At 71.2% G+C, this 26,550-nt stretch carries 27 protein-coding genes; 12 read left to right on the forward strand and 15 right to left on the reverse strand.

Annotation, left to right across the window (positions count from 1 at the left end):
• Positions 1 to 15: 15 nt before the first annotated feature.
• Complete coding sequence (locus tag ACQPZQ_RS41940; protein WP_433290031.1) at positions 16 to 522, forward strand: VOC family protein; 507 nt, start codon at positions 16 to 18, stop codon at positions 520 to 522.
• Between the two features lie 23 nt (positions 523 to 545).
• On the opposite strand, the gene ACQPZQ_RS41945 is transcribed toward ACQPZQ_RS41940, so the two are convergent.
• The 3 genes from ACQPZQ_RS41945 to ACQPZQ_RS41955 all read right to left on the reverse strand — a co-directional run bounded on the left by ACQPZQ_RS41945 (position 546) and on the right by ACQPZQ_RS41955 (position 2,777).
• Positions 546 to 1,304 (reverse strand): GntR family transcriptional regulator, encoded by a 759-nt coding sequence (locus ACQPZQ_RS41945; protein WP_433290032.1) that lies wholly within the window; start codon positions 1,302 to 1,304, stop codon positions 546 to 548.
• A 90-nt stretch (positions 1,305 to 1,394) separates the two neighbouring features.
• Positions 1,395 to 1,847: a MarR family winged helix-turn-helix transcriptional regulator gene (locus ACQPZQ_RS41950; protein ID WP_433290033.1), complete on the reverse strand. Its 453-nt coding sequence runs from the start codon at positions 1,845 to 1,847 to the stop codon at positions 1,395 to 1,397.
• 267 nt (positions 1,848 to 2,114) lie between these two features.
• The gene (locus ACQPZQ_RS41955; RefSeq protein WP_433290034.1) at positions 2,115 to 2,777 is read right to left on the reverse strand and encodes a FadR/GntR family transcriptional regulator; all 663 of its coding nucleotides are present in this window, start codon (positions 2,775 to 2,777) and stop codon (positions 2,115 to 2,117) included.
• 144 nt (positions 2,778 to 2,921) lie between these two features.
• Here ACQPZQ_RS41955 and ACQPZQ_RS41960 point away from each other — a divergent pair, with 144 nt between their 5' ends.
• From ACQPZQ_RS41960 to ACQPZQ_RS41975, 4 genes are all read left to right on the forward strand, one after another.
• Positions 2,922 to 3,800 carry a fumarylacetoacetate hydrolase family protein gene (locus ACQPZQ_RS41960; RefSeq protein WP_433290035.1) on the forward strand — a complete coding sequence of 293 codons (879 nt, stop codon included), beginning with the start codon at positions 2,922 to 2,924 and terminating at the stop codon, positions 3,798 to 3,800.
• A gap of 12 nt (positions 3,801 to 3,812) precedes the next feature.
• Entirely contained in the window at positions 3,813 to 4,574 is a 762-nt protein-coding gene (locus tag ACQPZQ_RS41965; RefSeq protein WP_433290036.1) for an alpha/beta fold hydrolase, read from the forward strand.
• Between the two features lie 29 nt (positions 4,575 to 4,603).
• On the forward strand, positions 4,604 to 5,899 hold the full coding sequence (locus tag ACQPZQ_RS41970) for an amidohydrolase family protein (protein WP_433290037.1): 1,296 nt from the start codon (positions 4,604 to 4,606) through the stop codon (positions 5,897 to 5,899).
• A 245-nt stretch (positions 5,900 to 6,144) separates the two neighbouring features.
• Entirely contained in the window at positions 6,145 to 6,501 is a 357-nt protein-coding gene (locus ACQPZQ_RS41975; protein WP_433290038.1) for a DUF1636 family protein, read from the forward strand.
• Positions 6,502 to 6,514: 13 nt separating this feature from the next.
• Here the strand turns inward: ACQPZQ_RS41975 and ACQPZQ_RS41980 are convergent, their stop codons facing one another.
• Positions 6,515 to 7,162, reverse strand: coding sequence for an IniB N-terminal domain-containing protein (locus ACQPZQ_RS41980; RefSeq protein ID WP_433290039.1), 648 nt, complete (start codon positions 7,160 to 7,162; stop codon positions 6,515 to 6,517).
• A gap of 109 nt (positions 7,163 to 7,271) precedes the next feature.
• Here ACQPZQ_RS41980 and ACQPZQ_RS41985 point away from each other — a divergent pair, with 109 nt between their 5' ends.
• Positions 7,272 to 7,709, forward strand: a complete 438-nt coding sequence (locus ACQPZQ_RS41985) for a GNAT family N-acetyltransferase (RefSeq protein WP_433299643.1) — start codon at positions 7,272 to 7,274, stop codon at positions 7,707 to 7,709.
• Between the two features lie 21 nt (positions 7,710 to 7,730).
• On the opposite strand, the gene ACQPZQ_RS41990 is transcribed toward ACQPZQ_RS41985, so the two are convergent.
• Positions 7,731 to 8,333 carry a cadmium resistance transporter gene (locus tag ACQPZQ_RS41990; protein ID WP_433299645.1) on the reverse strand — a complete coding sequence of 201 codons (603 nt, stop codon included), beginning with the start codon at positions 8,331 to 8,333 and terminating at the stop codon, positions 7,731 to 7,733.
• Positions 8,334 to 8,486: 153 nt separating this feature from the next.
• On the opposite strand from ACQPZQ_RS41990, the gene ACQPZQ_RS41995 reads away from it, so the two are divergent.
• Positions 8,487 to 9,074 (forward strand): hypothetical protein, encoded by a 588-nt coding sequence (locus ACQPZQ_RS41995; RefSeq protein WP_433290040.1) that lies wholly within the window; start codon positions 8,487 to 8,489, stop codon positions 9,072 to 9,074.
• A gap of 127 nt (positions 9,075 to 9,201) precedes the next feature.
• Entirely contained in the window at positions 9,202 to 9,780 is a 579-nt protein-coding gene (locus ACQPZQ_RS42000; RefSeq protein WP_433290041.1) for a GNAT family N-acetyltransferase, read from the forward strand.
• A gap of 93 nt (positions 9,781 to 9,873) precedes the next feature.
• Here ACQPZQ_RS42000 and ACQPZQ_RS42005 read toward each other — a convergent pair whose 3' ends face one another.
• The 7 genes from ACQPZQ_RS42005 to ACQPZQ_RS42035 all read right to left on the reverse strand — a co-directional run bounded on the left by ACQPZQ_RS42005 (position 9,874) and on the right by ACQPZQ_RS42035 (position 19,162).
• The gene (locus ACQPZQ_RS42005) at positions 9,874 to 11,451 is read right to left on the reverse strand and encodes an AMP-binding protein (protein WP_433290042.1); all 1,578 of its coding nucleotides are present in this window, start codon (positions 11,449 to 11,451) and stop codon (positions 9,874 to 9,876) included.
• 304 nt (positions 11,452 to 11,755) lie between these two features.
• Positions 11,756 to 12,760: a DUF4349 domain-containing protein gene (locus ACQPZQ_RS42010; RefSeq protein WP_433290043.1), complete on the reverse strand. Its 1,005-nt coding sequence runs from the start codon at positions 12,758 to 12,760 to the stop codon at positions 11,756 to 11,758.
• Positions 12,761 to 12,883: 123 nt separating this feature from the next.
• A complete protein-coding gene (locus ACQPZQ_RS42015; protein ID WP_433290044.1) occupies positions 12,884 to 13,510 on the reverse strand; it encodes a class I SAM-dependent methyltransferase in 627 nt (208 codons plus the stop codon).
• An 81-nt stretch (positions 13,511 to 13,591) separates the two neighbouring features.
• The gene (locus ACQPZQ_RS42020; RefSeq protein WP_379658906.1) at positions 13,592 to 14,050 is read right to left on the reverse strand and encodes a YbjN domain-containing protein; all 459 of its coding nucleotides are present in this window, start codon (positions 14,048 to 14,050) and stop codon (positions 13,592 to 13,594) included.
• Between the two features lie 43 nt (positions 14,051 to 14,093).
• A complete protein-coding gene (mshA, locus tag ACQPZQ_RS42025) occupies positions 14,094 to 15,407 on the reverse strand; it encodes a D-inositol-3-phosphate glycosyltransferase (RefSeq protein WP_433290045.1) in 1,314 nt (437 codons plus the stop codon).
• Between the two features lie 30 nt (positions 15,408 to 15,437).
• Positions 15,438 to 18,386 carry a sacsin N-terminal ATP-binding-like domain-containing protein gene (locus tag ACQPZQ_RS42030; protein ID WP_433290046.1) on the reverse strand — a complete coding sequence of 983 codons (2,949 nt, stop codon included), beginning with the start codon at positions 18,384 to 18,386 and terminating at the stop codon, positions 15,438 to 15,440.
• The gene (locus tag ACQPZQ_RS42035; RefSeq protein ID WP_433290047.1) at positions 18,383 to 19,162 is read right to left on the reverse strand and encodes a DUF3027 domain-containing protein; all 780 of its coding nucleotides are present in this window, start codon (positions 19,160 to 19,162) and stop codon (positions 18,383 to 18,385) included. The genes ACQPZQ_RS42030 and ACQPZQ_RS42035 overlap by 4 nt, the downstream gene beginning before the upstream one ends.
• 27 nt (positions 19,163 to 19,189) lie before the next feature.
• Between ACQPZQ_RS42035 and ACQPZQ_RS42040 the strand changes: the two genes are divergently transcribed.
• The 3 genes from ACQPZQ_RS42040 (at position 19,190) to ACQPZQ_RS42050 (ending at position 22,358) form a co-directional block, all read left to right on the forward strand.
• Complete coding sequence (locus tag ACQPZQ_RS42040) at positions 19,190 to 19,969, forward strand: glutaminyl-peptide cyclotransferase (RefSeq protein ID WP_433290048.1); 780 nt, start codon at positions 19,190 to 19,192, stop codon at positions 19,967 to 19,969.
• 122 nt (positions 19,970 to 20,091) lie between these two features.
• Positions 20,092 to 21,846 carry an MFS transporter gene (locus ACQPZQ_RS42045; protein ID WP_433290049.1) on the forward strand — a complete coding sequence of 585 codons (1,755 nt, stop codon included), beginning with the start codon at positions 20,092 to 20,094 and terminating at the stop codon, positions 21,844 to 21,846.
• 23 nt (positions 21,847 to 21,869) lie between these two features.
• On the forward strand, positions 21,870 to 22,358 hold the full coding sequence (locus tag ACQPZQ_RS42050) for a DUF2771 family protein (protein WP_433290050.1): 489 nt from the start codon (positions 21,870 to 21,872) through the stop codon (positions 22,356 to 22,358).
• A gap of 195 nt (positions 22,359 to 22,553) precedes the next feature.
• Here the strand turns inward: ACQPZQ_RS42050 and ACQPZQ_RS42055 are convergent, their stop codons facing one another.
• Positions 22,554 to 22,943 (reverse strand): cold-shock protein, encoded by a 390-nt coding sequence (locus ACQPZQ_RS42055; protein WP_433299647.1) that lies wholly within the window; start codon positions 22,941 to 22,943, stop codon positions 22,554 to 22,556.
• A 184-nt stretch (positions 22,944 to 23,127) separates the two neighbouring features.
• Positions 23,128 to 24,789 (reverse strand): AMP-binding protein, encoded by a 1,662-nt coding sequence (locus tag ACQPZQ_RS42060; RefSeq protein WP_433290051.1) that lies wholly within the window; start codon positions 24,787 to 24,789, stop codon positions 23,128 to 23,130.
• A gap of 138 nt (positions 24,790 to 24,927) precedes the next feature.
• Here ACQPZQ_RS42060 and serS point away from each other — a divergent pair, with 138 nt between their 5' ends.
• Positions 24,928 to 26,208 (forward strand): serine--tRNA ligase, encoded by a 1,281-nt coding sequence (gene serS, locus ACQPZQ_RS42065; protein ID WP_433290052.1) that lies wholly within the window; start codon positions 24,928 to 24,930, stop codon positions 26,206 to 26,208.
• Here serS and ACQPZQ_RS42070 read toward each other — a convergent pair.
• Positions 26,205 to 26,441: a hypothetical protein gene (locus tag ACQPZQ_RS42070; RefSeq protein WP_433290053.1), complete on the reverse strand. Its 237-nt coding sequence runs from the start codon at positions 26,439 to 26,441 to the stop codon at positions 26,205 to 26,207. The genes serS and ACQPZQ_RS42070 overlap by 4 nt on opposite strands.
• Between the last annotated feature and the right edge of the window lie 109 nt (positions 26,442 to 26,550).

Consider the following 26,550-nt stretch of genomic DNA (forward strand, 5'->3'; position numbering starts at 1 on the left):
TCGTCGGAGGACCGGATGCCCGTCCAACGTCTCAACCACGCCGTGCTCTACGTCCGCAACCTCGACCGGAGCGTGGCCTTCTATACCGACGCACTCGGTTTCCGGATCGTTCACAACATGCCGGGACGCGCGAGCTTCCTGCAGGCCGAGGGCTCGACGAACGACCACGACCTCGGCCTCTTCGTGATCGGGAGTTCCGCCGGGGCGTCACAGGCCGGCCGCAGCACGGTGGGGCTCTACCACCTCGCCTGGGAAGTCGACACGCTCACCGAGCTCAAGCGCATCGCGGCCGTGCTCACTGAGCGCGGCTCACTTGTAGGAGCCTCCGACCACGGATCCACCAAGGCCCTGTACGCCCACGACCCCGACGGCCTCGAGTTCGAGGTCAGCTGGCTCGTACCGGCCCACCTGCTCACCGGCGACGAGACGATCCGGACCCTCGCGCTGGACATCGACGCCGAGATTGAGCGCTACGGCGCCGACACCCAGGGCGGCACCGGCGTCTCGGTCGCCGCGAGCTGAGCCCGCGCTAGGAGCGCTCCGGCTCAGATCCCTCCACCCATGCGGTAGCCGTCCCGCGCGGAGAAGCGCGCGGTCACGCTGAACCGGTCGGCACGCACGAGCGTCTGCCGCCACTCGACGGGCAGCTCGCCCGCGCAGCCGAGCCGATCGATCGCGAAAGCCGCCACGCCGGCGCCGATGCCGAGCAGCTCGCGCTCGGCCTCGTTGGGCACCACGGCCCGCACCCGCTCGCTCCCGCCCGTCACCCGCACGCCGCACCGGGCTGCGTACACCGTGTAGAGCGCGGTGCGGCTGAAGTCGACGTCGAGCAGTGGCGCAGCGAGCCGCTCGGGCAGCCAGACACGGTCGACCGCAAGAGGGTCGGCATCGGCGAAGCGCAGCCGCTCGAGGTGCACCAGCGGCGTCGACTCCTCCAGCCCGAGCCGGGCCGCGACCACGCCGTCGGCACGGACGTCGAGGGTGCGCACGACGCTGCGCTGCACCTGACCGGTGGCCTCCACCGCCGAGAACAGGCTGAAGATCTCACCGAGTGGCTGCTCGATCTCCGCGGGTTCGGCCCTGCGCGGAGTGCGGCCGCGGCCGGCGATGACCAGGCCCTCGTCCCGCAGCCGCCGCACCGCCTCGCGCACGGTGTGGCGGCTGACGCCGTACTCGGCCACCAGAGCGAGCTCGCCGGGGAAGGCCACGCCGAACTCGTCGCGCTCCAGTCGGCGACGCAGGTCGGCCAGCAGCTGAGCCCACAGGGGCTCGCCGGCGAGACGGTCGAGCGTGCGCGCCGTCATGTCGTCCCCCTGGTTGCGGACGGCGGGCAGGTCTTCCGGTGCGCGGCGTAGTGGTAGGTGCTCATCACAGTGGTCTCCGTACGCCCGAGGTCAGCCTGCGGCCGCGCGGAGGCGGCCGGTGAGCCCGTGCAGCGCTTCACGGAGCTCGACGCTCTCGGCGCGGCTGAGACCGGTGGCCTCCCCCACGCGCTTCTGCGTGCCGATGACATCGCGTTCCAACGCACGGCCCGCGGGCGTCAATGTCACCAGAACGGAACGCTGGTCGTCGACCTGGCGGTCGCGGCGCACGAGCCCGAGCGTCTCCAGCCGGCGCAGCAGCGGTGAGAGCGTGCCCGTCTCCAGCTGCAGGGCCTGCCCGATCCCGGTGACGGTGGCGTCCCCTCGCTCCCAGAGCACGAGCATCACCAGGTACTGGGGATAGGTCAGCCCGATCGCGTCCAGCAGGGGACGGTAGTAGCCGGTCATCGCCCGGGACGCGGCGTAGATGGCGAAGCACAGCTGCTCGTCGACCGGTGAGGACCGTATCTGTGCCTGCTGCGCCATACGTCCCACCGTATGTTGCCGCGCCCGGCTCCGGCACCCCGCACCCGCCCGAGGGACGCGATTCGGGCTGGTGTCGAGGAAACGAGGTCGTCTTACCCGCCTCCGACGACAACGCAGCCCAGGCGGCGCCTCGCGGCGTTGTCGTCGGCGCCGATACAACAGCGGTATCGGCCCCTCCTCCGCCTTGCGATACCCCGGGTGCGGGTGTCCCGCAGAGACACTGCGCCTGGGCCACCGGATCCGGGCAAGGAACCCCGTTCCGCGACACTAGTGGCGGCCCAGCAGATTGTCGGAGACGTTCTGCAGGTGCCGGCGCATGCAGTCGCGGGCACCGGTGGGATCGCGGTCGCGAAGCGCCTCGACGATCGCGGCGTGCTCCTCGTGGTAGCGCAGCCGCCGCTCTGGGCTGGAGGTGCGCCGCTTGAGGCTGCCCCACACCGGCAGGCTGCGCGCGGTGTTCATCACGTCGAACATGCTGATCAGCAGGCCGTTGTGCACGGCGAGCGCGATGGCCCGGTGGAGCCGGGCGTCCCAGGCCTCGAAGTCCTCGAAACCCTCGCTGCCCTCACCGCCGTGGAGGCATTCGGCGATCCGGTCGAGATCGGCCTGGGTGGCCACCCGGGCGGCGAGCTCCGCAACCGGCGGTTCGATCAGCAACCGCACCTGCATGATCTCGGCGGGGCTGGTGTCAGGCGGTGCACCGTCGGCGGGCGGAAGTGCGGCCTCGGTGAGGAACGTGCCCCGTCCGACGTGGCGGATCACCACTCCGTCGCGCTCGAGGACATCGAGTGCGCGGCGGATCGCGCTGCGCGGCGCGGACAACCGCTCCACGAGGTCGCGCTCCGTGGGGAGCTTCGAGCCGGGGCCGAGCGTGCCGTCCTGCGTGCCCTGCTCCAGCAGCGCACGCAGGGACCTCTCGACCGCCAGCACAGCCGTACCCTACCGCACGCCGAACCAATCGTGACCAATTTGCCGTCGCCGATCGTTCGCCTGCCCGCTATCGACAGCAGAGCCGGGACACCGTACGGTCGATCAGGTTCCGATTGGTTCAATTGGTTGAGATTGGTGTGAGCAATGAAGCTGGTGACCTTCTCCGCCGGGGCCGCGCCGAGAGTCGGCGTGGTCAGCGCCGACGGGGACGCGGTCCACGACGTCCAGGAGTTGCTCCCGCCGGGAGCCGGCGTCCTCGACGTGATCGGCGCGTGGGACGAGCTCGGCCCGCTCCTGACCGAGCGCTCGGCCGAGCTGACCTCGGTGCCGCTGGCATCCGTCCAGCTGCTGGCCCCGATCCCCGAACCGCGGCGCAACATCTGGTGCGTCGGCAAGAACTACAGCGAGCATGCCGCGGAGTTCGGCCGCAGCGGCTACGACACCCCGAGCCGCTCCGAGGCCATCCCGGACAAGCCGATCATGTTCACGAAGGCCACCACGGCCGTGACCGGTCCTGGTGCTCTCGTGGACCCCGGCCCCACCACCGAACTCGACTACGAGGGCGAGCTCACCGTCATCATCGGCAAGGGCGGCCGCGGGATCTCCCGTGAGGACGCCTACAGCCACGTGTGGGGCTACACGATCATCAACGACGTCACGGCGCGGGACGTGCAGCGCGACCACAAGCAGTGGCTGCTCGGCAAGTCGTTCGACACCCACTGCCCGATGGGGCCCTACGCCGTCACCGCCGACGAGATCGGCGACGTCACCGCGCTCGAACTGGAGACCACCGTCAACGGGGAGCGTCGCCAGTTCGCGCCGGTCAAGGACCTGATCTTCGATGTGCCGGAGCTGATCGCCACGATCTCGGCCGGCACCACGCTGCTGCCCGGAGACCTCATCGCCACGGGCACGCCCGCCGGGGTCGGCCTCGGTTTCGACCCGCCGCGCTTCCTCACCAGCGGCGACGTCGTCGAGATCACGATCACCGGCCTGGGCACGCTGTCCAACCGCATCCGCTGAGAGAGGACCACTGTGCAGGTCAACGGTAAGGAACTCGCTGTCGAGGTCGAGGGGGACGGCCCTGCCGTGCTGCTCGTGCACGGGCTCGGGGGCACCTCGAACTTCTACCAGGTCCAGGCCGACGCACTGGTCGACCGCTTCCGCGTGATCCGGGTCGACTCCGCCGGAGCGGGCCGCTCGCCGGTGGCCGAGGGCATCAGCGTGGAGTCCCACGCCGACGACCTGGCCGCCGTGCTCGCCGAGCTCGGCGTCGACAGCGCCAAGGTGGTCGGTCACTCCATGGGCACCCTCGTCGTGCGCGTGCTCGCCGCCCGCCACCCCGACCGCGTCTCCGGGCTCGCGCTACTCGGGGCCGTGCGGGAGCCCGCCGAGGCCGGCCGGCAGGCCCAGCGTGACCGGGCCGCCGTTCTGCGGGAGAAGGGCACCGCAGCCGTGGCGCCCGGTGTGGTCGCGAACGCCCTGTCCGAGACCACCCGCCGCGACCGGCCCGAGGTGGCTGCGTTCGTGCGCGAGCTCGTGATGCGCCAGGACCCGGAGGGCTACGCCCGCAACTGCGAGGCGCTCGCCGCCGCCACCGACCCCGGCCCCATCGACCCGAAGCTCCCCCTGCTGCTCGTCACCGGTTCCGACGACAAGGTCGGGCCGCCCGAGGCGAGCCAGGAGCTCGCCACCGCGCACGGCTCGGCGACCGTGGAGATCCTGCCGGGCGTCGGGCACTGGACCGCGCTCGAGGCGGCCCGCGCCACCACCGACCTCCTGCTCAAGTTCCTGTAGTTCCGCCCTCAGTGACGAGGAGACCCACCGTGCCCGTCCCGACGAGCAAGATCCTGTTCCGCGGCGTCAGCATCCTCGACTCCACCGGAGCCGATCCCTATCCCGGCGACGTGCTGGTCGTGAACGACCGCATCGCCGCCGTCGGCGACGTCGTCCCCGGGGCCGCCGACGGCGCCCGGGTGATCGAGGGCCGTGGACGCACCCTGATGTCCGGGCTCTGTGACGCCCACACCCACTTCAGCTGGAACAACAGCGCCGACCTCGACGGCCTGGGCACGCTGCCGGTCGAGGAACACCTCCTGTTCTGCATCGAGTCGGCCAGGACCTACATCGACTCCGGCTACACGATGTGCCTCGGGGCCGCGTCGGCGAAGGAACGCCTCGACGTGGTCTGCCGCGATGCCATCAACGCCGGCCGTATCCCCGGCCCGCGTTACCTGGCCAACGGCCCGGAGATCGCGGTCACCGGCGGGGCGCTGATCAAGTCGATCACGAAGTTCGCCGACGGTCCGGAGGGCATGCGCAAGGCCGTGCGTGAGCTGATCGACATCGGCGTCGACCAGATCAAGCTGTCGATGACCGGCGAGGAGATCACCGGCACGCAGCGGGCCGAGGACACCTACTTCTCCGACGAGGAGACGGCCGCTGCCGTGGCGGAGGCGCACCGCCGTGGCAAGCGGGTCTGCGCACACGCCCGGAGCGCCGAGAGCGTGAAGATGTGCGTCCGGAACAAGGTCGACATCATCTACCACGCCAGCTTCACCGACGCCGAGGGCATGGACATGCTCGAGGCCAACAAGGACTGGGTGTTCGTGGCGCCCGGCATCAACTGGCTCGTCGCCACGCTCTACGAGGCCGAGTCGTTCGGGTTCCCGCAGGAGGCTGCGGAGGCCGTCGGCTACAAAAAGGAGCTGGAGACCGCCATCCAGGGGCTGCGCGAGATGCACCGGCGCGGCGTGAGGGTCCTGCCCGGCGGCGACTACGGCTTCGCCTGGACCCCACACGGCACCTACGCCCGCGACCTGGAGCATTTCGTCGAGCTCCTCGGGTTCACGCCGATGGAGGCGATCATCGCCGCCACCGCGTGGGGCGGCGAGATCATGCTGCGCCCCGACGAGCTCGGGAAGGTGCAGCCCGGCTACCTCGCCGACCTGCTCCTCGTGGACGGCGACCCGCTCGCCGACATCACGGTGCTGCAGGACCGAGACAAGCTCGACTACATCATGAAGGACGGGCGCTTCCACAAGGAGGCGGCCGACGAGCCCGCGCCGACACCGCCCAACCCGGGCAGCAGCGACCGCAACGTGGCACCCGCCTCCGTCTGACGACGGTGCCTCGGAGACCCGCCGGATGACTCTCCCGGCGGTACGCCTGACCGTGGCCCACCCCCACGGGCCACGGTCAGTGCTCGCCGACCCCCGTCGATCCGGGGGTCGACGCCGTTGATCGAGCCGTTCTCCAGTCAGCACGTTGCACACCCGGCCGTGCACCCGCATCGCCACCAGGAAAGAGATGGCGCCATGACGAACGAGGTCAGTTCCCCCGTTCATACGCGGCGCGGTCGACTGCGATGACGCTGCTGATCTGCCGCACGTGCCCCCGCTACGACACCCGCGGCTCGGGCGAGTTCGGCCGCGAACTGGCAGCCGCGATCGCCGAGCAGCCGGGCGGGGCGGCCGTGACGGTCCGGAAGGTGCAGTGCCTCGGCGGCTGCCCCGACGACGGCGTCGCCGCTGTCGACGGACCAGGCAAGGCGCGCGTCCGGTTCTCGCGGCTCGACGCCGGCCATGCCGCGGCAGTGATCGCCGCCGCCGAGGCACACGACGCGTGCGCGTCCGGAACTCCCGGGGACTGGCAGGTGCCGGCCGAGCTGGCCGACCGGATCAGCAGCGTCACGCCCAAACGCGGGCACGACCCGGCGCGGTAGTCGGGCTCGGCGCTCAGTCGATCGGATGGTGGGGTTCGTCGGGCGCGGCGTGATGCGGTTCGGTCACGTCGTCAGGTCCGTCGTCATCGAAGGCAGGACCGTCGAAGGTCTCTGCGCCACCGCCGAACGCGTCACTGAACTGGCCCGCGAACTGGTCTCCGACCTCGGGACCGGATCCCGGGTCGGCGTCGAGGTCGACATCCGCAGCGAGGCCGTCCGCCCCTTCCCCGAAGCCGATGCCGTCATGGGTGGCACCGGGCGTGTTGCCGGACGCGAACGGGCCGAGATCGAAGTCGAGGTCAGGGTCCGCGGTGCTCCATCCGTCGGCGACAGGGGCGTCCGCTCCGGGGAAGACGCTCGCGAGGTACTCGCTGAGGTACTGCGCTGCAGGCCCGTCCTCGCCCTCGGCAGGCGGCGGCGCGGGATGGACGGCACCGGTCGCAGCGGCGTAGTCGTGGTCGAAGTCGGCGGTCTCGTTGTCCTCCACCAGCACCAATGCGTCGTGGATGTCGTCGGGGCTGAGCCCGTCCAGTCCGTGCTCGACGATGGTGGCCTCGGGGTCGGCCGTGAACGCAGAACGGAAGTCCGCGTCGGTCTGCAACCCGCGTAGGAAGTCCAGCAACGAGAGGGGCTGCGGCACAGCGACCTCCGGGATGGTCACGAATCGATCGCCGACCACCGTAACCGCTTCGGCACACTTCGCGCCTGACGTGTGCACGACCTGTTATCGGATGGCCTGGTGGTGGACCGGATGGCAGGGTCGTCCCGTGATCTCCGTGTTCGGTGCTTTCGAGTTGGATGACGACCCTCGCCGGATCGACCGGGATGCCGTGTGGCGGTTCCTGTCGACCGAGGCGTACTGGGCACGGTGGCGCGAACGGGAAGACGTGGAGAAGCAGATCGACGGCGCATGGCGCGTGGTCGCTGCCTACGAGACGGCGTCCGGCGCCACGGTGGGCTTCGCCCGGGCCCTCTCCGACGGCGTCTCACTCGCCTACCTGGCCGACGTCTACATCCACCCGTCGGTGCGTGGCAAGGGCCTCGGCGTCGAACTGGTCCGGTTCATGGTCGACGAGGGCCCTGGGCACATCTTCCGCTGGGCCCTGCACACGCGGGATGCACACTCGCTCTACAAGCGGTTCGGCTTCGCCCCGCCCGACAGCGGCTACATGGAACGCCCCGGAGCCCGCCCCGCCATGGAGCCCTGACCCGGCTCGCCGTTTCGGCATCTACAGGCCGAACGCTCCGCCTTCGATCAGGATCAGCATGCCGATGGCGATCAGGACGACCGGCAGCAGGACATGGCCCCACCGAGCGAGCGCACGGGCGACGGGCGGCCGCGTGGCGAAGAACCGCCCAGCGGCACACCAGACAGCGACCAGCGCCAGGAACACCACGAGGTAGACGACCATGGCGCTGGTGCCCGAGTTGGCGAACACGGGGACGTAGACACCGATGTTGTCGCCACCGTTGGCCAGCGTGACGGCGGCGACGGTCAGAATGCCGACGTCGCTGCGCTCGCCCACCGGTGAGTCCCCGTCGGCGGCGTCGTGACGTTCTCGCCACGCCTTCCACCCCGCCCGGATACCCAAGATCATCGGCAGCAGACCGAGGTACGGGAGCACCGATTCCGGGAGGAGACCAGCACCAAGGGCACCGATGACTGCAGCCGCGAGGATGGCCGCGAATCCGACGTACTGGCCCAGCACCACGATCGCCACTCCCCGCGGACGGTGCCGGACCTGGGCGAAGAACAGCGCGAGGATCAGGATGTCGTCGATGTTGGTCACCGCGAACATGCCCGCGGCCCGTGCGACGAGTCCGAACGACAACACTCCTGCTCCGTACCCCATGTGTGGGCGACCGCGGTTACGACATCATCCGCTCACTCGCCCAAGAGCCCTGACGGACCTCGTTCCGGACCCCTCCGACCGATCAGGTCGTCAACACGATCGGAGCCAGTCTGAGCAGCTAGGGTCCGTGTCATGGCCTACGACGCCTCAGTCGAGAGCGTCCGCCTGATCGAGTCAGGGCTCGACGCCGACCCGATCCGGTTGAGCAGGCGGCGCCGCTTCGCTGCGGTGGCCTACGACGTCCACGGCTACGCGGCGGCTACCTGGTTCGTCCGCCGTGGGCACGGTACGTTCTGGCACGAGATTCACACGCTCGCCTTTCAGAACGGGGAATGGAGCCGTCTGGGCGGCGGGGGCCACAACGACGACGAGGACGGCCTGGCCGACCGACCGCCTGCCGCTGACATGCTCGGCGCGTTGACCTCGACAGGTGGGGGCAGCACGGCACTCGCTTCCGGGTCGTACCTGCCTGATCGGCCGCAATTCGTCAGCTATGCGGAACTACGTGTGGCCCGCGAGGTCGCGGTGGTCGATCTCGGCCGTGGAGAGCTGAAGCCGGCCCCGAGACACGGACGCCTGCTCGTGGTCTGGAGGACTCACCCGCCCGTCGTGCGAGCGCTGGGGCCCGGTGGAGACGGAATAGCCACTCTCGATCTCGCGGCGGGGAATGCGGACGCCCCGAAGCGCGGCTTGTGGTCACTACGTCGCTATGCGGGGTAGGACCGGGTAGCTGGATCCGCCGGTCACACGTGGGCCGAAGGCAGGAGCGGGCGAGCCGAGCCGGCGTGCATGATCGGCCGAGGGGGCGCGCACGGGCACTCCCGATCAGAGGCCATACGGTCACGACATGTCACTTCCCGTGCGCCTCGCCACCGAGGCTGACGTCGGAGCAATCTTCTCCATGCGTCGTGCGCGCGAGGTTTGGTTGGCTACCCGCGGTATCCGGCAGTGGCCGATCGGCATGGTCAGCATCGATCACGTCACCACGCAGGTGCGAGGCGAACAGTGGTGGGTGCTCGCCCCACCTGCCGCCGAGCTTCTCGCAGCGATGCGCGTGATCTGGTCCGATGAGGAGTTCTGGACCGACACCCCGGGCAAGGCGGTGTATGTCCACGGGCTCATGGTTGGGTCCGAGCACAGCCGCAGAGGCCTGGGGCGGGTGATGCTCGATGCTGCCCGAGGCATGGGTCTCGATGCGGGAGCCGAGTACTTCCGGCTGGATTGTTCGGCTGACAACGAGACACTCAAGGCGATCTATCGGGGCTACGGGTTCACCGAGGTGGGCCGGAAGGACTTCTCCGGGTTCAGCGCCGCCCTCATGGAGCTCCCTTTGTCACCTCGAACAGCGCGCGCCACCACAAGCGGCTGCTGCAGCACAGCCCAGGGCCCCGACGTTCCGCACCCACCGTCCGCTGTGGAGGGATGACCTGAGCGTCCTGGACCAGTCTGATGGGCGCCGTAGATCGCCCTGGCTCGCCCCGCCTCTGCGCTCGTCAGGGCCGCACACCGGCTTCTCCACTCAGCTCGCCTGGGCCTCCCGGGCGCGCAGGTCCTTGCGAAGGATCTTGCCCGAGGCGGACTTCGGGATCTCGTCGATGAACTCCACCACGCGCACCTTCTTGTGCGGCGCGATGCGCTCCGCGACGAAGGTCATGACGTCCTCGGCGGTGAGATCCGCCCCGGACGCCTGCCGGACGACGAACGCCTTCGGCACTTCCTCGCCCTCGGCGTCCCGCACCCCGATGACCGCCGCGTCGGCGATCTCGTCGTGCGTCAGCAGCAACGCCTCGAGTTCGGCGGGCGGCACCTGGTAGCCCTTGTACTTGATCAGCTCCTTGACCCTGTCGACGATCGAGAACACGCCCTCCTCGGTGACCGTGGCGACGTCCCCGGTGTGCAGGTAGCCCTCGTCGTCCAACGTGATCGCGGTGGCCTCGGGGTTGTTGAGGTAGCCGCTCATCACGTTCGGGCCCTTGACCCACAGCTCGCCCCGCTCGCCGGGGCCCACCTCCCGGCCGGTGTCCGGGTCGACGAGCTTGCACTCGATGTTGGGAAGGGCGAAGCCGGAGCTGTTGAGGTCAATGTCCGTGCGGTCGTCGGGCATGGCGTGGCTGACCGGTGACAGCTCCGTCATCCCGTAGCCCTGCAGCACGGTGCAGCCGAGGCGGGCGGCGACCGCGTGGCCGAGTTCGGCGTCGAGCGGGGCGGCACCCGAGATGATGATGTCGATGCAGGACAGGTCGTAGTCGTCGACCATCGGGTGCTTGGCGAGTGCGACAGCCACTGGAGGAGCGATGTAGACGCGATTGACCCGGTACTCCGCGATGACACGAAGGAATTCCGACAGGTCGAATTTCGCCATCGTGACCACGGTGCACTGCTTGTGCAGACCCTGGTTCATCATCACGGTCATGCCGTAGATGTGGAAGAACGGCAAGACGGCCAGGATCCTGGTCTCCGGGGAGACCTTTCCCATGCGCTCGATCTGCAGCAGGTTCGCAACCAGATTGCGATGCGTGAGTATCACGCCCTTGGCGCGCCCGGTGGTACCCGACGAGTAGGGCAGCACTGCGGTGTCCTCCGCGCCCACCGTCTGTGCCGGCGCCTCCGCCTCGCTCGCCAGGAGGTCGCCGAGCGACGCATGGCCGTCCACCTGCCCGTCCAGCAGGATGATCGACTCCGGAGGCAGCCCGGCCTGGGCCACCGCCGCTGCGGCCCGGTCGAGGAACGGCGAGACCGTGAACAGCAGCTTGGCGCCGGAGTCGATCAGCTGGTGCGCGAGCTCGCCCGGCGTGTAGAGCGAGTTGGCGCTGGTGACGATGGCGTTGGCGCGCAGCACGCCGTGGAACACCGCGGGGTAGAGCGGCGTGTTCGGGGCGAACATGCCCACCACATCACCCGCGCCGATGCCGCGCTCCGCGAGCCCCGCGGCGATCTTCAGGACCATCCGTTCCAGCTCGGAGAAGGTGACGGTCGCCCCGGACCCGCCGTCCACCAGCGCCGCGGCATCAGCCCGTTCGCCGAAGTTACGGAAAAGGAAGTCGAAGAGCGAGACCTCGGGGACCTCGACATCCGGGTAGGGACTACGGAGAGGCATTTTTCGGGACTCCCTTGCGACTGTCAGCACTGCCGGTTCCACCAAACGGCGCACAGATCGGGCGACGCCAACTCTAAGACGAACGCGAGGTCACGGGCTCCGCGACCGAAACACCCGAATGGGGTAACACGAAAGTGTTGTTCTGGTCATGGATCACTGACATCGTGATCGTCGTCGGTCCGGTGAGCCCCACTCGCTGGCACCGAGCCGGGCGCGGCGTCCCCTCGCCGTGACCGGAACCCACAACCGTGCGGTGCCCCCGATCGTGCGGTTGATGCGGTGGTGTAAGCGGAGTGGCCCGAGTTCATGACTCCCCCTCAGATCCCGGGCCGCTCCGCCCACCCGCACTTGCGGATGCCGGTGCCCTCCGAGCCCGGACAACACGCCTGGCCAGCCAGATGATCCCGCCCAGCATGGCTACCACCGGCAGGAACGGCAAGAGAAACCCGATCACGGCGGCCGCAGCGGTGCCTGCTGCACGCAGCCCGTCCCAGCCCGCCACCAGACCGTCCCGGAACCCCGGCGGGGGCTGGTCGCCCACCGGCGGGGCTCCCGGAGACCGCAGATCGACGGTCAACGTCGACAGCGCCACCCGGTCGCGCAGGGCGTCGAGGCGGCTCGTCAGCGAGTCGAGGTCGGCCTCCCGGCGCGCCAGTTCCGACTCGATCGCCACCACGTCACCGATCGAGTGGGCTTCCGCGAGCAACGCCCGCACCCGAGCGACGCTGGCCTGCTGGCTCGTTACCCGCGCGTCGAGGTCGACGACCTCCTCGGTGGCGTCGAGCACCTGGCTGCTGCGCCCCACCACCCGCCCGACGGCCGCGATGTCGTCGATGAGGCGATCGAGCGCGTCGGCCGGCACGCGGAGCACCAGCAGGCCACCGGTGTCACTCGACTGCTCCTCGGTGACGAAGCCGTTCACGCCGGCGGCTGCGGTCCGTACCTGCCGCGACGACGCCGTCGGATCCTTCACCTCGACGGAGATCTGGGCCGTGCGCACCAGTTGCGGCTGCACGGTGCCGACCGAGACGCCGGCCGCCTTGTCCGGAACCACTGCCTGAGGCGCGACCGAGCGCGCATCGTTCCCGGCCGCACGTTCCGAGTACGCCCCGGCCCCGCCGTCCATGGGGACGACGCCCTTCACCGCCGGCCCGGAGCTGGGGTGCGCAGGGGCCACGGTCGCGACTCCCGGCGAGCTACCTCCCGTCGAGAAGCCGACGAGCACCACACCGGTGCCGACCGCAAGCACTCCGACCACCGCCACCGCGGCCACCACCGTCTTGCGTCTGCCCCACCGAGCCACCGTCACCGCCTCCTCGCCCCGGCGAGCCCGGGGTGTCGGGGGAAGGACGGTGACGGCGTGGATCACGGTTGGTCGGGGCTGGTCACGATCGCGTCACGACCGCTGGGACGACCCGGATGCCGACCTGGCTCAGGGATGCCTGCGAGCCCGCAGGACCGCGTCGTGGACGGTGATCTCCCGGCCGTCCGGGTCGTCGGCCAGGCGTGGCCTGGCCTCGGCGACGAGGACGTCCCACTGGGCGGGGTCCAGGGCCGCCGCGAGCTCCTCCGCCGTGAACAACAGGTCCGGGTCCGGCGGCCGCCGGGCGGTCGTCTCGAGATCGGAGGGATGGTGCCCGACGACGAGCAGGCTGCCGCCGGGGGCGACCGCCGCGGCGAGGCCGGCGAACACCTTGTCGCGTACGGCGCTGGGGAAGTGCATGAACTGGGAGTTGACCAGGTCGTGGGCCAGCGGTTCGGGAGCCCAGCCGGAAAGCAGGTCGACCTGCTGCCAGGTGATCCGGTCGGCGATCGCCGGATCGGTATGGGCTGCCGCCCGTGCGAGGGCGACGGCGGAGACGTCCACCCCGGTCACGCGCCATCCCTGCTGCGCGAGCCAGGTGGCGTCGGCGCCCTCGCCGCAGCCGGCGTCGAGGGCGGTGCCGGGCGGCAGGCCGGCGACCTCGGCCACGAGCTGCGGGTTCGGCCGACCACTCCAGATGCGGGTGGCCGAGCTGTAGCGCTCGTCCCAGAACGGAGCGGTGAAGCGTTCGTCCATCGATGTTCCCTTCTGCGAAGGGTCGACTGTCGAGCCTGACACCGCCGGATGACAAGAGATCTTGCAAGAACGGCAAACGCGTCAGTCGAAGAGATGCTCGAAGGCTTTCAGGTTGGCGAGGCTCTCGCCCCGCTCCTGCCGCCAGGCGTGCTCGCGACGGATCGAGGACGCGAAGCCGAGTTCGAGCAAGGTGTTGAAGTCGCCGTCGGCGGCCTCCAGCACCTGACCGAGCACGCGGTCGAGCTCGGCGGTCGTGACGGCGTGCAGGGAGAGCCGTCCGATCAGATGGATGTCGCCGACCCGATCCAGCGCGTAGTGCACGCCGTAGAGCCGGGCGTTGCGCTGCAGCAGGAACCGGTAGACGGCGTCGTGGTCCTCGTCGGGCTGCCGGCACACGAAGGCCTGCACGAACAGCGAGTGCTCACGGACCAGCAGCCAGCAGTGCGTCTGAAGCCGGTTGGTGCCAGGCAGCGTCACGAGGAACTGCCCCGCGCCGCGCCGATGGTGGTCGGCCTCCAACTCGGCCAGCGCGGCCGCCACCCGCTCCTCGACAGCCGCCACGTCCTCCGTGCTCACGGACCGATCATCCCGCCGGGATCGTCGAGCGCACCACCAGCCCCTGGCGTTCCGCGTACTCGGCGGCCGCCTCGGCGTAGGTGGCGAGCAGCGCGTCGGCCGTGCGTTCCCAGGAGAACTTGTGTGCGTGCTGCACGGCACCGCTGCCCAGCTCGTCACGGCGACCCGGAGAGCTGATCACCGCGCCGAGAGCGTCGGCCCACTGCTCCGCCCGGTGCCCCGGCACGAGCAGGCCGGACCGGTCGTGAGCCACGGCCACCGACAGCCCGCCGACCGCCGCCGCGACCACCGGCGTGCCACAGGCCTGGGCCTCCAGTGCCACCAACCCGAACGACTCGTTGTGGCTCGGTACGGCGACGACGTCGGCAGCCCGGTAGACGTCCACCAGGTTCTGCCTCGTCTGGGGAGGCAGGAACCGCAACACGTCGGTGATCCCGAGGGAGGAGCCCAGCTCCTGCAGCGCCGTGGGCTCGGCCAGGCCGCTGCCGGATGGGCCGCCCGCGACCAGCACGACGAGCCGTGGCCGCAACCCGGGGTCGCGGCGGAGCATCTCGGCCGCTGCGCGCAGCAGCACGTCGGGAGCCTTGAGCGGCTGGATGCGGCCGACGAACGCGAGCACCACGGCGTCCGGGGCGAGGCCGAGCGCCTGGCGGGACGCCCCACGGTCGCCGGGGGTGAAGCGGGCAAGGTCCACACCGGGCGCGACGGTGGCGGTGCGGTGAGGGTCGGCGCCATAGAGCTCCACGAGCTGGCGCGCCTCTTCGTCGGTGTTGGCGATGAGGCGGTCGGCCTCGGCGACCACCTGGTCCTCGCCGATCACCCGGACCTTGGGCTCCGGCGGGTCGCCATCGGCGAGCGCCGCGTTCTTCACGCGTGCCAGCGTGTGGGCGCTGTGCACGAGCGGGACTCCCCAGCGGTCCCTCGCGAGCCAGCCTGCCTGTCCGGAAAGCCAGTAGTGCGAGTGCACGATGTCGTAGTAGCCGGGCTCGTGGCGGGCCTCCGTGCGCAGCACGCCCGCTGTGAAGGCGCAGAGCTGGCTCGGCAGTTCGTGCTTGCCGAGCCCCTCGAACGGCCCGGCGACCACGTGCCGGACCAGCACACCTGGTGTCAGCTCCACCACCGGTGGGTTCTCCGACGAGGTCGCGCGGGTGAAGATCTCGACGTCAACACCGCGGGCAGCCATCCGACGGGCGGTCTCCACGATGTAGACGTTCATGCCGCCGGCGTCGCCGGTGCCCGGCTGTTCCAGGGGCGAAGTGTGCACAGACAGCAGGCACACCCGGCGGGGTCGGCGCGCCGCACCGTCACTGGCGGAGGTCACGGGCTCCTGTGTAGCACGCGGCCGCGGCGGTCACCCGACGGCTTCGTCCTCTGTGAGCAGACCGAGCAGGGCCCGCAGCGGGTCTGCCGCATGCCACCGTCCCGACGCGTCACGCCAGCTCAGCACCTTGAAGCGGCCGCTCACCGGGCGTCGCACCACCACCCACAGCTCGTCGTGGAGCGCGAGCTCACCCGGGGGCACCGGCACCCCGAGCGTGTGGCACGCCACGACGACGTCACTGATCTCCGCCCAGCGCACCGTGCGTCCGGGCCCTTCCACGTCGGCGGCGACGATCTCGGAAGCGGCCGGGAGGTCCAGCAGCTCGGCCAACGCCACCGGGTCGCCGCCCGTGACGAGCTCACCCGCCGGGAGCACCGCCGCGAGCCACGGCGCGTCGAGCACCATGGCGACGTCGACGTCCGCGACGCTGCCGTCGAGCGCTCTGACCTGCTCCGGCATGTCGAGGTCGGCGGAACGGACGCGTCCCACGGCGACAGCCTCCGCCAGCGCCTCGTGCGCGTCCGCCACGAGCGCGACGTCGGGGTGGCGGTCCGGATCGACCAGCCGGGCCAACAGGTCGGCGGCCACCGCGGTGTCGGTGATCGCGAGGTCGGCACGCACCCCGATGGCGGCGAGAAGGGCCTCGTCGTCGAGCACGCCGGGGGCGTCGTCGGGTGTGGGTGGCGGGTCGTAGAGCGCCGCCAGTGCCTCCGCTGTGGGCAGGCGCCAGTGGCCGGGGCGGCGGCCGCCGAGCCGGGCGTGCCTGCCCAGCCACCACGCGGTGTAGGAGCCAGGTGCCATCACTGCGGCCCGCGTCTCCCGGACGGCTCCGAGCAGAGCGAGCGCGGCAGGCCAGGCGTCGTCGGCGACGAGGTCGAGGTCGCGCACCGCGACGAGCCGCGTGGGCGGCGCATCGAGGGAATCCCACCAGCGTTCCTCGTCGTCGAGGTCGTGGTCGGGAGAAACCGGCTCCTCGTCGGTGACCACCGCGAACCCGTCGACGACGCCGACAGCCGTGAGCGCCGACCGCGGCACCCGCGTGGCGAGGCCCTCGTCCAGCACGTCGAGCGGGACGTCAGCGGCCAGCAGGGGACGCAGCGCGGCGTCGGGCAGCATCAGCTCGTCGGCACGGGCGGGGCGCCCCTCGCGATCCGGCAGCGCCATTGCCGCCAGGCCTGCGGGCGCGCTCCCGAGCTCGGCCACGAGCTCCAGCACCGCCTCGGCGAGCGGGCCGGTGTCGAGGCCGGCCTCGGCGTCGTCCACGGACCGCTCCACGGCCTCGGTCAGCGCGGGGTGTTCGAGCAGTCCGGCGGGGTCGGCGACGGTGGCACCGAGGCGGCTGAGCAGCGGGTGCACCGCCGCGGGGTCGGCCACGTGCAGGCCGGGCAGGGCGAGGGCCGCGATGTGCTGCACCGCCCGCGCGGCATCGGTGCCGTCCTCGGGCGGCAGGAGCACCGTGGCCGGGCCTGCGGCAACGCGGCCGTCGGCCAGCGGGACGGGGAGCGCACGCAGCTCGTCGACGAGGCCCGGAACCGTGTCGGCGATCGGTGCCAGCTCGGCGTAGAGAGTGCGCCACCACGCGGCCGGACGTTCGACGCCGAACAGCCGGGTGACCAGTTCGGCCGCGGTCAGCCGGTGCACACCCAGCTCGGCAAGCGCGGCGGGGCCCGCCGTGGTGGCCATAGGAGCCAGCAGCCGGTGGAACCCGGCCTCGGCGAGCAGGCCGGGCAGTGGCGCGCCCGGAAGATCGGCGCCGGGCAGGTCGAGCCACTCCGCACGGCCGGGCACGAGCTCGGCGCCGGTGGCGGCGGGGAGCCAGGCCGCGGTGCGCAACGCGTCGAGGAGCAGCTGACGCAGGCGCCCGTCGAGCTCGGAACGCGGGAATCCGGGCTCGGGCACGAGTGCGAGCCGCTGGAGAGGAGAGACCGCACGCACGAGGTCGAGGTAGGCCTGCGCCGCGCCGGCCAGCACCCGGTCGGTGGCAGGCCCCGGACGGACCCTGCGGCGGTCGGGCTCCAGCGGGACGGTGGCGATCAGCCGCGCGGGCAGCGCGAGCCGTTCGGCGGCGGCGGTCGGAGCGTGCAGGACGCCCTCGGCGAGGGGGTCGGGACTGCCGTCGGCCGTGAGCGGCAACGCCCAGCAGGCCGTCCAGTCACGGCGCGACCGCTCCTCCGTGGCCTGTGTCTGCGCATCGTCTGCGGCGTGGGTGCCGTCCCGACGAGCGAGCAACCACCGCCGCCCGCCGATCGACACCTCGCCGGGCCCCGGTCCGTCGACCCTGGTCAGGACCTCGTCCCCGACGGCGATCTCGACGATGTCGGGCAGGGCGAGCAGCAGGTCGGGGGCGCCCGCGCGGGCCTGGGCGAGCAGCGCGTGCAGGTCCACGCCGGGACGCGCCGGCAACCGCACCTCGGTGTCGAACCCGGCGGTCGGCTGCTCGTCGACGGGCCACACCAGTCGCAGCACGGGTGGCTCGTCACGGCGGGCCAGTTCGGCCGCCGGGCCGGGGAGCGCTGCGACCGCCTCGGCGGTGCGCCTCGCGGAGAACGCCACCGCTCCTGCGGTGCTCACCACCCGCGGCGCGTCGGACACTGCCAGCACCCCGGCGAACCCGACCCCGAATCGGCCGACGGAACCGGGGTCGTCGCGCTTGGCGGATGCCCGCAGAGAGGCCAGCGCCGCTACTCCGGCCGCGTCCAGCGGTACGCCGGTGTTGGCCACCCACAGCTCGCCGTCGACGGCCTGGACGCGCAGGCGCCCGCGCTGCCCGGCGGCCCGGGCCGCGTCGGCGGCGTTCTGGGCGAGTTCGACGAACCACGCATCGGCGTAGCCGCCGAGACGCAGGTCCTCCTCGGCGTTGGCGTCCTCGCGGAAACGAGTGGGCGACCCCGCCCAGGAATCGAGCACCGCGGCGCGCAGTGCGGCCGTACCGAAGGGATCCATGACGACGCTCGCAGCGCCGACGCTGGGTGCGCTCACCCCTTCTCGACCGGCTCCAGGTCGACCCCGTCGTCGTACACGAGCTCGGCGACGGCCACCGGTGAGACCGGCTCCACCTGTACGTCGGAGTGGGCCCCGCACCCGAAGGCGACGGCGACGACGGCTCCGTCGGCCGGGCCGTACTCGTTGCCGCACACCCCGAACGCGCCCCGCATCGAGCCGGCGATCGGCAGGAAGAACCCGCAGGTCCCGCAACGGCCGGGGGCAGCGCGGGCCATGTCCGATGCCGGGCCGTGCGGGCCCTCGAACCACCGCTGCGCAGCGAGCTCGCGGCCCCGGTGCGACAGCACCTTCGGGCGGCCGAGGCCGACCTCCACCATGACTTCCTCGACGGCGGGGTCGGCGGAGGCGAGATATCCGGGAACGAGCCGCTCGTCGCCCTCCGGGGCGGGCAGCAGGTCGCCGACGCCGAGGTCGCCGGGCTGGACGCGCTGGCCCCACGGCACCCAGGCAGGTGCGATGAGCGCATCGGGGCCGGGCAGCAGGACGACCTCGCTCACCGTGATCGGCGTGTCGTCGCCGCCGGTGGCCAGGGTGACCGACCATCGCCAGCCGCGGTAACCGCCGTAGGTGGCGTCGAAGTAGTGGGTGACGCCGCCAGGTCCCTCCGACACGGCCTCGAGGTGCTCGCCGACCAGGCCGGGAGCGGCAGTGGCGCCCACGTCGAGGGCAGCCTCGTCGATGGCAGCGGACCGGGCCTGCTCCACCGCAGCCACGAGCCGGACAGGCGGGTCGAGGGTCGGTACAGCGTTCACCGAAGGGATTGTGCCACCCTCCACGCCATGACCTTCGGGCATGCACTCGCCGGGGCACTGGTACTCATGCTCGCCGGGTGCGGTGCCGCCTCCCCTGCTGCGCCCCCCGACGCCGGAGCATCCGCCCTGCGGCCGGAGGTGCTGGCCGTGCTGCCGCACGATTCCACCGCGTTCACGCAAGGGTTCGAGATCGCGGACGGCGGCCTGTACGAGGGCACGGGACTCGCCGGGAAGTCCCAGCTGCGTGAGGTGGACCCGGCCACCGGCGCCGTGCGCCGGTCCGTCCCGCTGCCGGAGAGGCTCTTCGGAGAGGGCATCACGGTCGTCGGCGACCGAATCTGGCAGCTCACGTGGCGCGACAACGTGGTGCTGGAGTGGGACCGGACGAACTTCACCCTGCTGCGCAGGCTGCCGCTGGCGGACGAGGGCTGGGGGCTGTGCCACGACGGGAGCAGGCTCGTGCGCAGCGATGGCAGCGACCAGCTGCACTTCCAGGACCCCACCACGTTCGCCGACATGGGCTCGGTCGCCGTCACACTCAACGGGCAACCGGTCACCGAGCTCAACGAGCTCGAGTGCACGGACGGGCAGGTGTGGGCCAACGTGTGGCAGACCGACCGGATCGTGCGCATCGATCCGGCCACCGGGCACGTCACGGCGGTCGTCGACGCAGCCGGCCTGTTGAACCCGGCCCAGCGCGCCAACGCCGACGTCCTGAACGGGATCGCCGCGGTCGGTGACGGGGAGTACCTGATCACCGGCAAGAACTGGCCGTCGATGTTCCGCGTCCGTTTCGTCCCGGCCTGACCCCCGCGCACCCACCTGCACCCGCTGGCCGCCCGCTCCCGTCCCGACCGCGATTCGCCTGATCCGGTGCCTTGCGAGCGCACCTTTCGGGTGCGCGGCGAAGGTCCGCGAAGAGGCCGCCGATGCGTCAGAATGACCACGTGCCCCGCTCCGAATCCTTCCCACCCCGCCGCAACCGGCGGGGCGGCCGCCGGACGTGGGTCACGGTCGACGGCGAGCGCGCCGCGAAGGTCGCGCCGCCCGCCACCCCACATCGCACCCTCCCTCTGGAGACGGAGCCGGCCACCCGCACGCCGTCCTCCACGTCCGAGCGGTCGCCGTACGAGCCGCGAAGGCGTTACCCCTGGCACGACGACCCGGACTACGACCCGGCAGCCCACCGCCGCACCCCGCCCCCGTCGTGGCCGCCACCCCCTGAGCCCGGTCGGCGTTCTGCAGCCGATGTCCCCGACGACGTGCCACGCGCGGACACGGACCCGCCGCCTGCTCCCGGCCCCGAGGGCCAGGACGAGCCGCCCACGCCGCGGATGCCACGCAAGCTCACCGTCACGCGGGTGGCGGCGCTGCGCGGCCGGCAGCTGACCCAGAGCGGGATCCGGGCGTTCCAGCGGGCCGCCACCGCCGACGGCGCCGATCGCTCCGGGCTCACCGCACTGACCTACGCCACGATGATGACCTACGCGGTGGACGCCGCCGTGGCGGTCGCCCTGGCCAACACGCTGTTCTTCGCCGCGGCCACCGCGGAGAGCAAGGCCAACGTCGCGCTCTACCTGGTGATCACGGTGGCCCCGTTCGCCGTGGTCGCGCCGGTGATCGGGCCGCTGCTCGACCGGCTGCAGCGGGGGCGCCGCGCCGCGCTGGCCGTCTCGTTCGCCGGCCGGGCCGTGCTCGCGGTGGTGATGGCGTTCTCCTACGACACCTGGCTGCTGTATCCGGCCGCGCTCGGCATGCTCGTGCTCAGCAAGTCGTACTCGGTGCTGAAGGCGGCGGTCACGCCGAGGGTCCTGCCACCCACCATCACGCTGGTCACCACCAACTCACGCCTCACGACGTTCGGGCTGGTCGCGGGCGGTGTCTTCGGCGCCGGAGCGGCCGGAGTGGCGTCGTTCTCCGGATCACCGGGCGCGCTGTTCTACACGGCTGCACTGTCGGTCGTCGGCACCGTGCTGTGCCTGCGGATCCCGCGGTGGGTGGAGTCCACGGCCGGCGAGGTGCCGGCCACGTTGCGCACCACCAGGCGCGGCAAGCGCAGCCCCATGGGCCGGCCGGTGGTGGTCTCGCTCTGGGGCAACGGCGCGGTCCGCGTGCTCACCGGGTTCCTCACGCTGTTCGTCGCGTTCGTGGTGAAGGGCCAGACAGAGTCCGACCCGGCCCGGCAGCTGTTCCTGATCGGCATCGTCGGCGCCGCGGCAGGGGCGGGATCCTTCCTGGGCAACGCGGTCGGCTCCCGTCGCCAGTTCGGCCGGTCGGATCGCACGATCCTCACCTGCATCGCGGCCGCCGTCACCGTGGCCGTGGTGGCCGCCGTGTTCCCCGGCATCCTCACAGCGGCCCTCGTCGGGCTCGTCGGGGCCACGGCAAGCGCGATCGCCAAGGTCAGCCTCGACGCCGTGATCCAGCGCGACCTTCCCGAGGAGTCGCGCGCGTCGGCGTTCGGTCGCTCCGAGACGGTGCTGCAGCTGGCGTGGGTGTTCGGCGGCGCGCTGGGCGTGCTGCTGCCGCACACCACGTTCTGGATCGGGTTCGCGGTGGTCGCGGCCGTCGTCGCGCTGGCGGGCGTGCAGACGGCACTCGTGAGCCGCGGCGGCAGCCTGCTGCCGATCCTCGGCCACCGGGTGCGCTCCGCGGCGCCCCCACCGGCCCGGGCGGTGCGCTGACCGGCCGACCGTAGGGTGGACCGGTGCCACGCCGTCTTCGTCACCTGGGCCGTCTTCTCCCGCTTCCGGTCGCAGCACTCGTGCTGGCCGGATGCGGAAGCGCGGCTCCGCCCGAGGTGACGTTCGCGGCCGGGCAGGACACCGCCGTCGCGCGACCCACCCAGTACTGCGACATCAAGCTCACCGACTGCAAGGGCGACCCAGGTGCTCCCGTGCGGCTCGCCGTGCCGGTGGGCACCGCGCTCAAGGTGACGGTGCCGCAGGAGATCTCCGAGACGCCGTGGCAGGTGGTGTTCACCTACCGCGACCCGGGCGGGACGCAGACCGACGGCCGCAGCCCAGTGTTCGCCCCGAACGCGCAGAAGGACTACACGCTCGAGCTACCGGCGCCGAACGACCGGCTCGTCACCGCTCAGGTGCAGCAGTACGGACCACCGCCGCAGAGCGACCCGGAGACCGGGGAGATCGAGTTCCCGATCCGCGCGAGCTGGGTGCTCAACACGACCGGGTGACGCGGCTGGGAGGGTGCTGAACAACTCCGCCCGTAGCGAGCGGTGATCCAGGTGCAGTGTCCTTGCGGGACACCCGCACCCGGGCGATCGCGAGGCGGAGGAGGGGCCGATACCGCTGTTGTATCGGGCCCGACGACAACGCCGCGAGGGCGCGCCTGGGCGCCGCGCAGTAGGGCCGAGTTGTTCAGCGCGCTCCTAGGAGCCGTCGAGATCCCGCGCGACGGCGCGCACCACCTCGGCAGCGAGCTTGGCCGTCTTGCGGTCCGGGTAGCGGCCGCGGCGCAGGTCGGGCTGCACCTTGGTCTCCAGCAGCCGGATCATGTCCTCGATGAGGCTGTGCAGATCCTCGGCGGGCCGCCGGGTGGCTTCCACGACGGACGGCGGCGTATCGACGAGCCGCACGGACAACGCCTGCGGTCCGCGGCGGCCTTCCGCCATGCCGAACTCGACGCGCTGCCCTGCTTTCAGCGCCTGCACCCCGGCCGGCAGCGCAGCCTTTCGGACGTAGACGTCCTCACCGCCGTCCTGAGCTAGGAACCCGAACCCCTTCTCGGAGTCGTACCACTTGACCCTGCCGGTCGGCACCCTGCTCACCCGTTCCTCGATCGACCCTGCGCCGCGCAGTACCTCGGTGGACAGCACGACGAACGCGCCCCTGATGCCTGGGCCGTCGCTATGTCTGGCCCGTCGAGCGACACCGGGACGCGTGCGACCACCCTAGACCGCAAGCACCCCTTTACGCAGCCGTCGAACGGGAGCAGCCCTGCACTTACGCGTGATGAGTGGCGGCCACGTCACCGAGATCGAGCAACTCCACGCTCTTCTCGCGCATCTCGACCTTGCGGACCTTGCCCGTGACGGTCATCGGGAACCCGTCGACGACCAGCACGTAACGCGGGATCTTGTAGTGCGCGAGCTTGCCGGTGGCGAACTCCCGGACCGCCTCGGCGGTGAGCTCGGCGGCGCCCTCCCGAATCGTCACCCAGGCACACAGCTCCTCACCGTACTTCGCGTCCGGCACCCCGACGACCTGCGCATCGAGCACGTCGGGGTGGGTGTAGAGGAACTCCTCGATCTCCCGGGGATAGATGTTCTCCCCACCCCTGATGACCATGTCCTTGATTCGCCCGGTGATGTTGACGTAGCCGTCGGCGTCCATCACGCCTAGATCACCGGTGTGCATCCAGCGGGCCCGGTCGATCGCGTCCGCCGTCTTCTCCGGCTCGTTCCAGTACCCGAGCATCACCGAGTAGCCACGGGTGCAGAGCTCGCCGGGCTCCCCTCGCGGAAGGGTCAGGCCCGTCTCAGGGTCGACGATCTTGATCTCGACGTGCGGGTGCACCCGGCCCACCGTGGAGACCCGGCGCTCCAGCGAGTCGTCGGCCCGGGTCTGCATCGACACCGGCGACGTCTCGGTCATTCCGTAGCAGATCGTCACCTCGGTCATGCCCATCCGGTCCACGACCTGCTTCATCACCTCCACGGGACACGGCGATCCGGCCATGATCCCGGTGCGCAGCGAGGACAGGTCGTAGCTCCCGAAGCCGGGGTCGTTGAGCTCCGCGATGAACATCGTCGGCACCCCGTAGAGCGACGTGCACCGCTCCTGCGCCACGGCCGTGAGCGTGGCCTTCGGGTCGAACCCCGGACCGGGGATCACCATCGTGGCGCCGTTCGTGGTGCAGCCGAGGTTGCCCATCACCATGCCGAAGCAGTGGTAGAAGGGCACCGGGATGCACACCCGGTCCGCGGACGTGTAGCCGCAGAGCCGTCCCACGAAGTAGCCGTTGTTGAGGATGTTGTGGTGGCTGAGCGTTGCGCCCTTCGGGAAGCCCGTGGTGCCCGAGGTGTACTGGATGTTGATCGGGTCGTCCGGGCTGAGCTCGCTCTGCCGCCGCGCCAGCTCGGCCCGGTCACCCGCCCGGCCTGCCGCCACCAGCTCGTCCCAGTCCGGGGTGCCGATGAGGATCACCTGGCGCAGCTCGGGGCAGTCCGGCCGGACCTGCTCGATCATCCCGGCGTAGTCGGAGGTCTTGAAGCTGACGGCTGCCACCAGCACCGACACACCGGCCTGCTTGAGCACGAACTCGAGCTCGTGGGTGCGGTAGGCCGGGTTGATGTTGACGAGAACGACGCCGATCTTCGCCGTGGCGTACTGGATGAGCGTCCACTCGGCGACGTTGGGAGCCCAGATCCCGACGCGATCGCCCTTCCCCAGGCCCGCCGCGAGCAGGCCCATCGCCACCACGTCGACGTCGTCCCGCAGCTGCGTGTAGGTCCACCTCCGCCCGGTCGGCACCTCCACCAGTGCCTCCCCGTCCGGGTAGGTGGAGGCCGTGCGGTCGAGGTTGTCGCCGATGGTGTCGCCGAGCAGGGGCACGTCGGACGTGCCGGAGGCATACGAGGGGACAGCGGGGGCGGCAGCGGACACGGCAGGGACCTTTCGTCTGCATCACGTGCCACTGCTCTGTGACACGGCGCATATCCTGCTGCGATCACCAGGGGCACCGCCACCTCCAGTAGAGGAGGCGCTCCGGAATGCGGTCGCGCCCGGCGATACCCTCGGGTGATGCATGACCCGCGAGTCCTGCTCGATCCCTCCACCGACGCCGTCCGCAAGCTCGCACGGCGTGGCTTCGCCCTGGACGTCACGTCCCTCGAGAAGTTGCTGTCGCGGCGCAACTCCGCCATCCAGCGCGGCGACGAGGCACGGGCGGAGTCCAAGCGCGTCGCTTCTGCGGTGAAGAGCGCCGGGCGCGGAGGCGACCCGCAGGAGCGCGACGCACTCGTCAGCCGTGCCCGGGAGCTGAAAGGCATCGTCTCGGCTGCCGAGGACGAGCACCGCGAGCTGGAGGCGGAACTGCAGGACTTCCTGCTCGGCGTGCCCAACCTGCCCAGCGACGACCTACCCGACGGCGCGTCCGACGAGGACGCCGAGATGGTCCGCACCTGGGGTGAGCCGCCGACGCTCGACTTCACCCCGCTCGACCACGTCGACCTTGGCGAGAAGCTCGGCATCCTCGACCTGCCGCGGGCCACGAAGCTCGCCGGCCCGCGGTTCGCGATTCTCCGCGGCAAGGGCGCGGCGCTGGAGCGCGCGATCGCCCGCTACCTGCTCGACCTGCACACCGAACGACACGGCTACCTCGAGTGGTCGGTGCCCACCCTCGTCAATCGCGTCACGATGACGGGAACGGGCCAATTGCCGAAGTTCGAGCAGGACTTGTTCAAGACCGGCGTGGCCGACCGCGAGCTGTACCTCATCCCCACCGCCGAGGTGCCGCTCACCAACCTGCACGCCAAGGAGACCCTCGCCGTCGAGGACCTCCCGCTGGCCTACACCGCACACACCCCGTGCTTTCGCTCGGAGGCAGGCTCCTACGGCCGCGACACCCGCGGACTCATCCGGCTGCACGAGTTCTCGAAGGTCGAGCTGGTGCGGATCGTCGAGGCCGAGCGCTCGCACGACGAGCTGGAGGTGCTCCTCTCGCACGCCGAGGCGGCGATGCAGGGGCTCGGGCTGGCCTACCGCGTGGTCAAGCTGGCGGCTGGCGACATCGGCTTCTCCGCCGAGTTCACCTACGACATCGAGGTGTGGCTGCCCGGGCAGCAGAAGTACCGGGAGATCTCGTCGGTCTCGGACTTCGGCACGTTCCAGGCGCGCCGGGCCGGCATCCGCACGAAGGCCAAGGATGGGGCACGGGGCTTCGCGGCCACGCTCAACGGCTCGGGCCTGCCGGTCGGCCGCACGCTCGTCGCGATCCTCGAGCAGGGGCAGCGGGCCGACGGCTCCGTCCGCATCCCGGACGCGTTGGTTCCCTACACCGGCTTCACCGAGCTGACGCCCTAAGGCTTGTCGGAGGGCTCGGAGGGCCCCGAGGGGAAGTAGTGCAGGTGGCGGGCGATCTCCAACGCGCTCCCGCTGATCGCGTCGCGCACGTCGTCCCCCCTCGCGATCGAGTCGGCCACTGCGTCGATCAGCTTCCCGATCGCGAGCGGAACGAACTCGCTCACCGGGCGGCCGTCACGAAACTGCGGCACGAACCCACGCAGGGTCTCCGCTGCTTCTCTCAGCTCGTCCACGGGGTCCTTGCGGGAGTCTGACGGCTGCTGCCGAGCGGCATCCATCAATCCATGCTCGCACGGCACCGACACGTCACGGGCCGACCGGGCCGCAGCGTCAGGTCCACTC

Source organism: Pseudonocardia sp. CA-142604 (assembly GCF_050948475.1).
GTDB lineage: Bacteria > Actinomycetota > Actinomycetes > Mycobacteriales > Pseudonocardiaceae > Pseudonocardia > Pseudonocardia alaniniphila.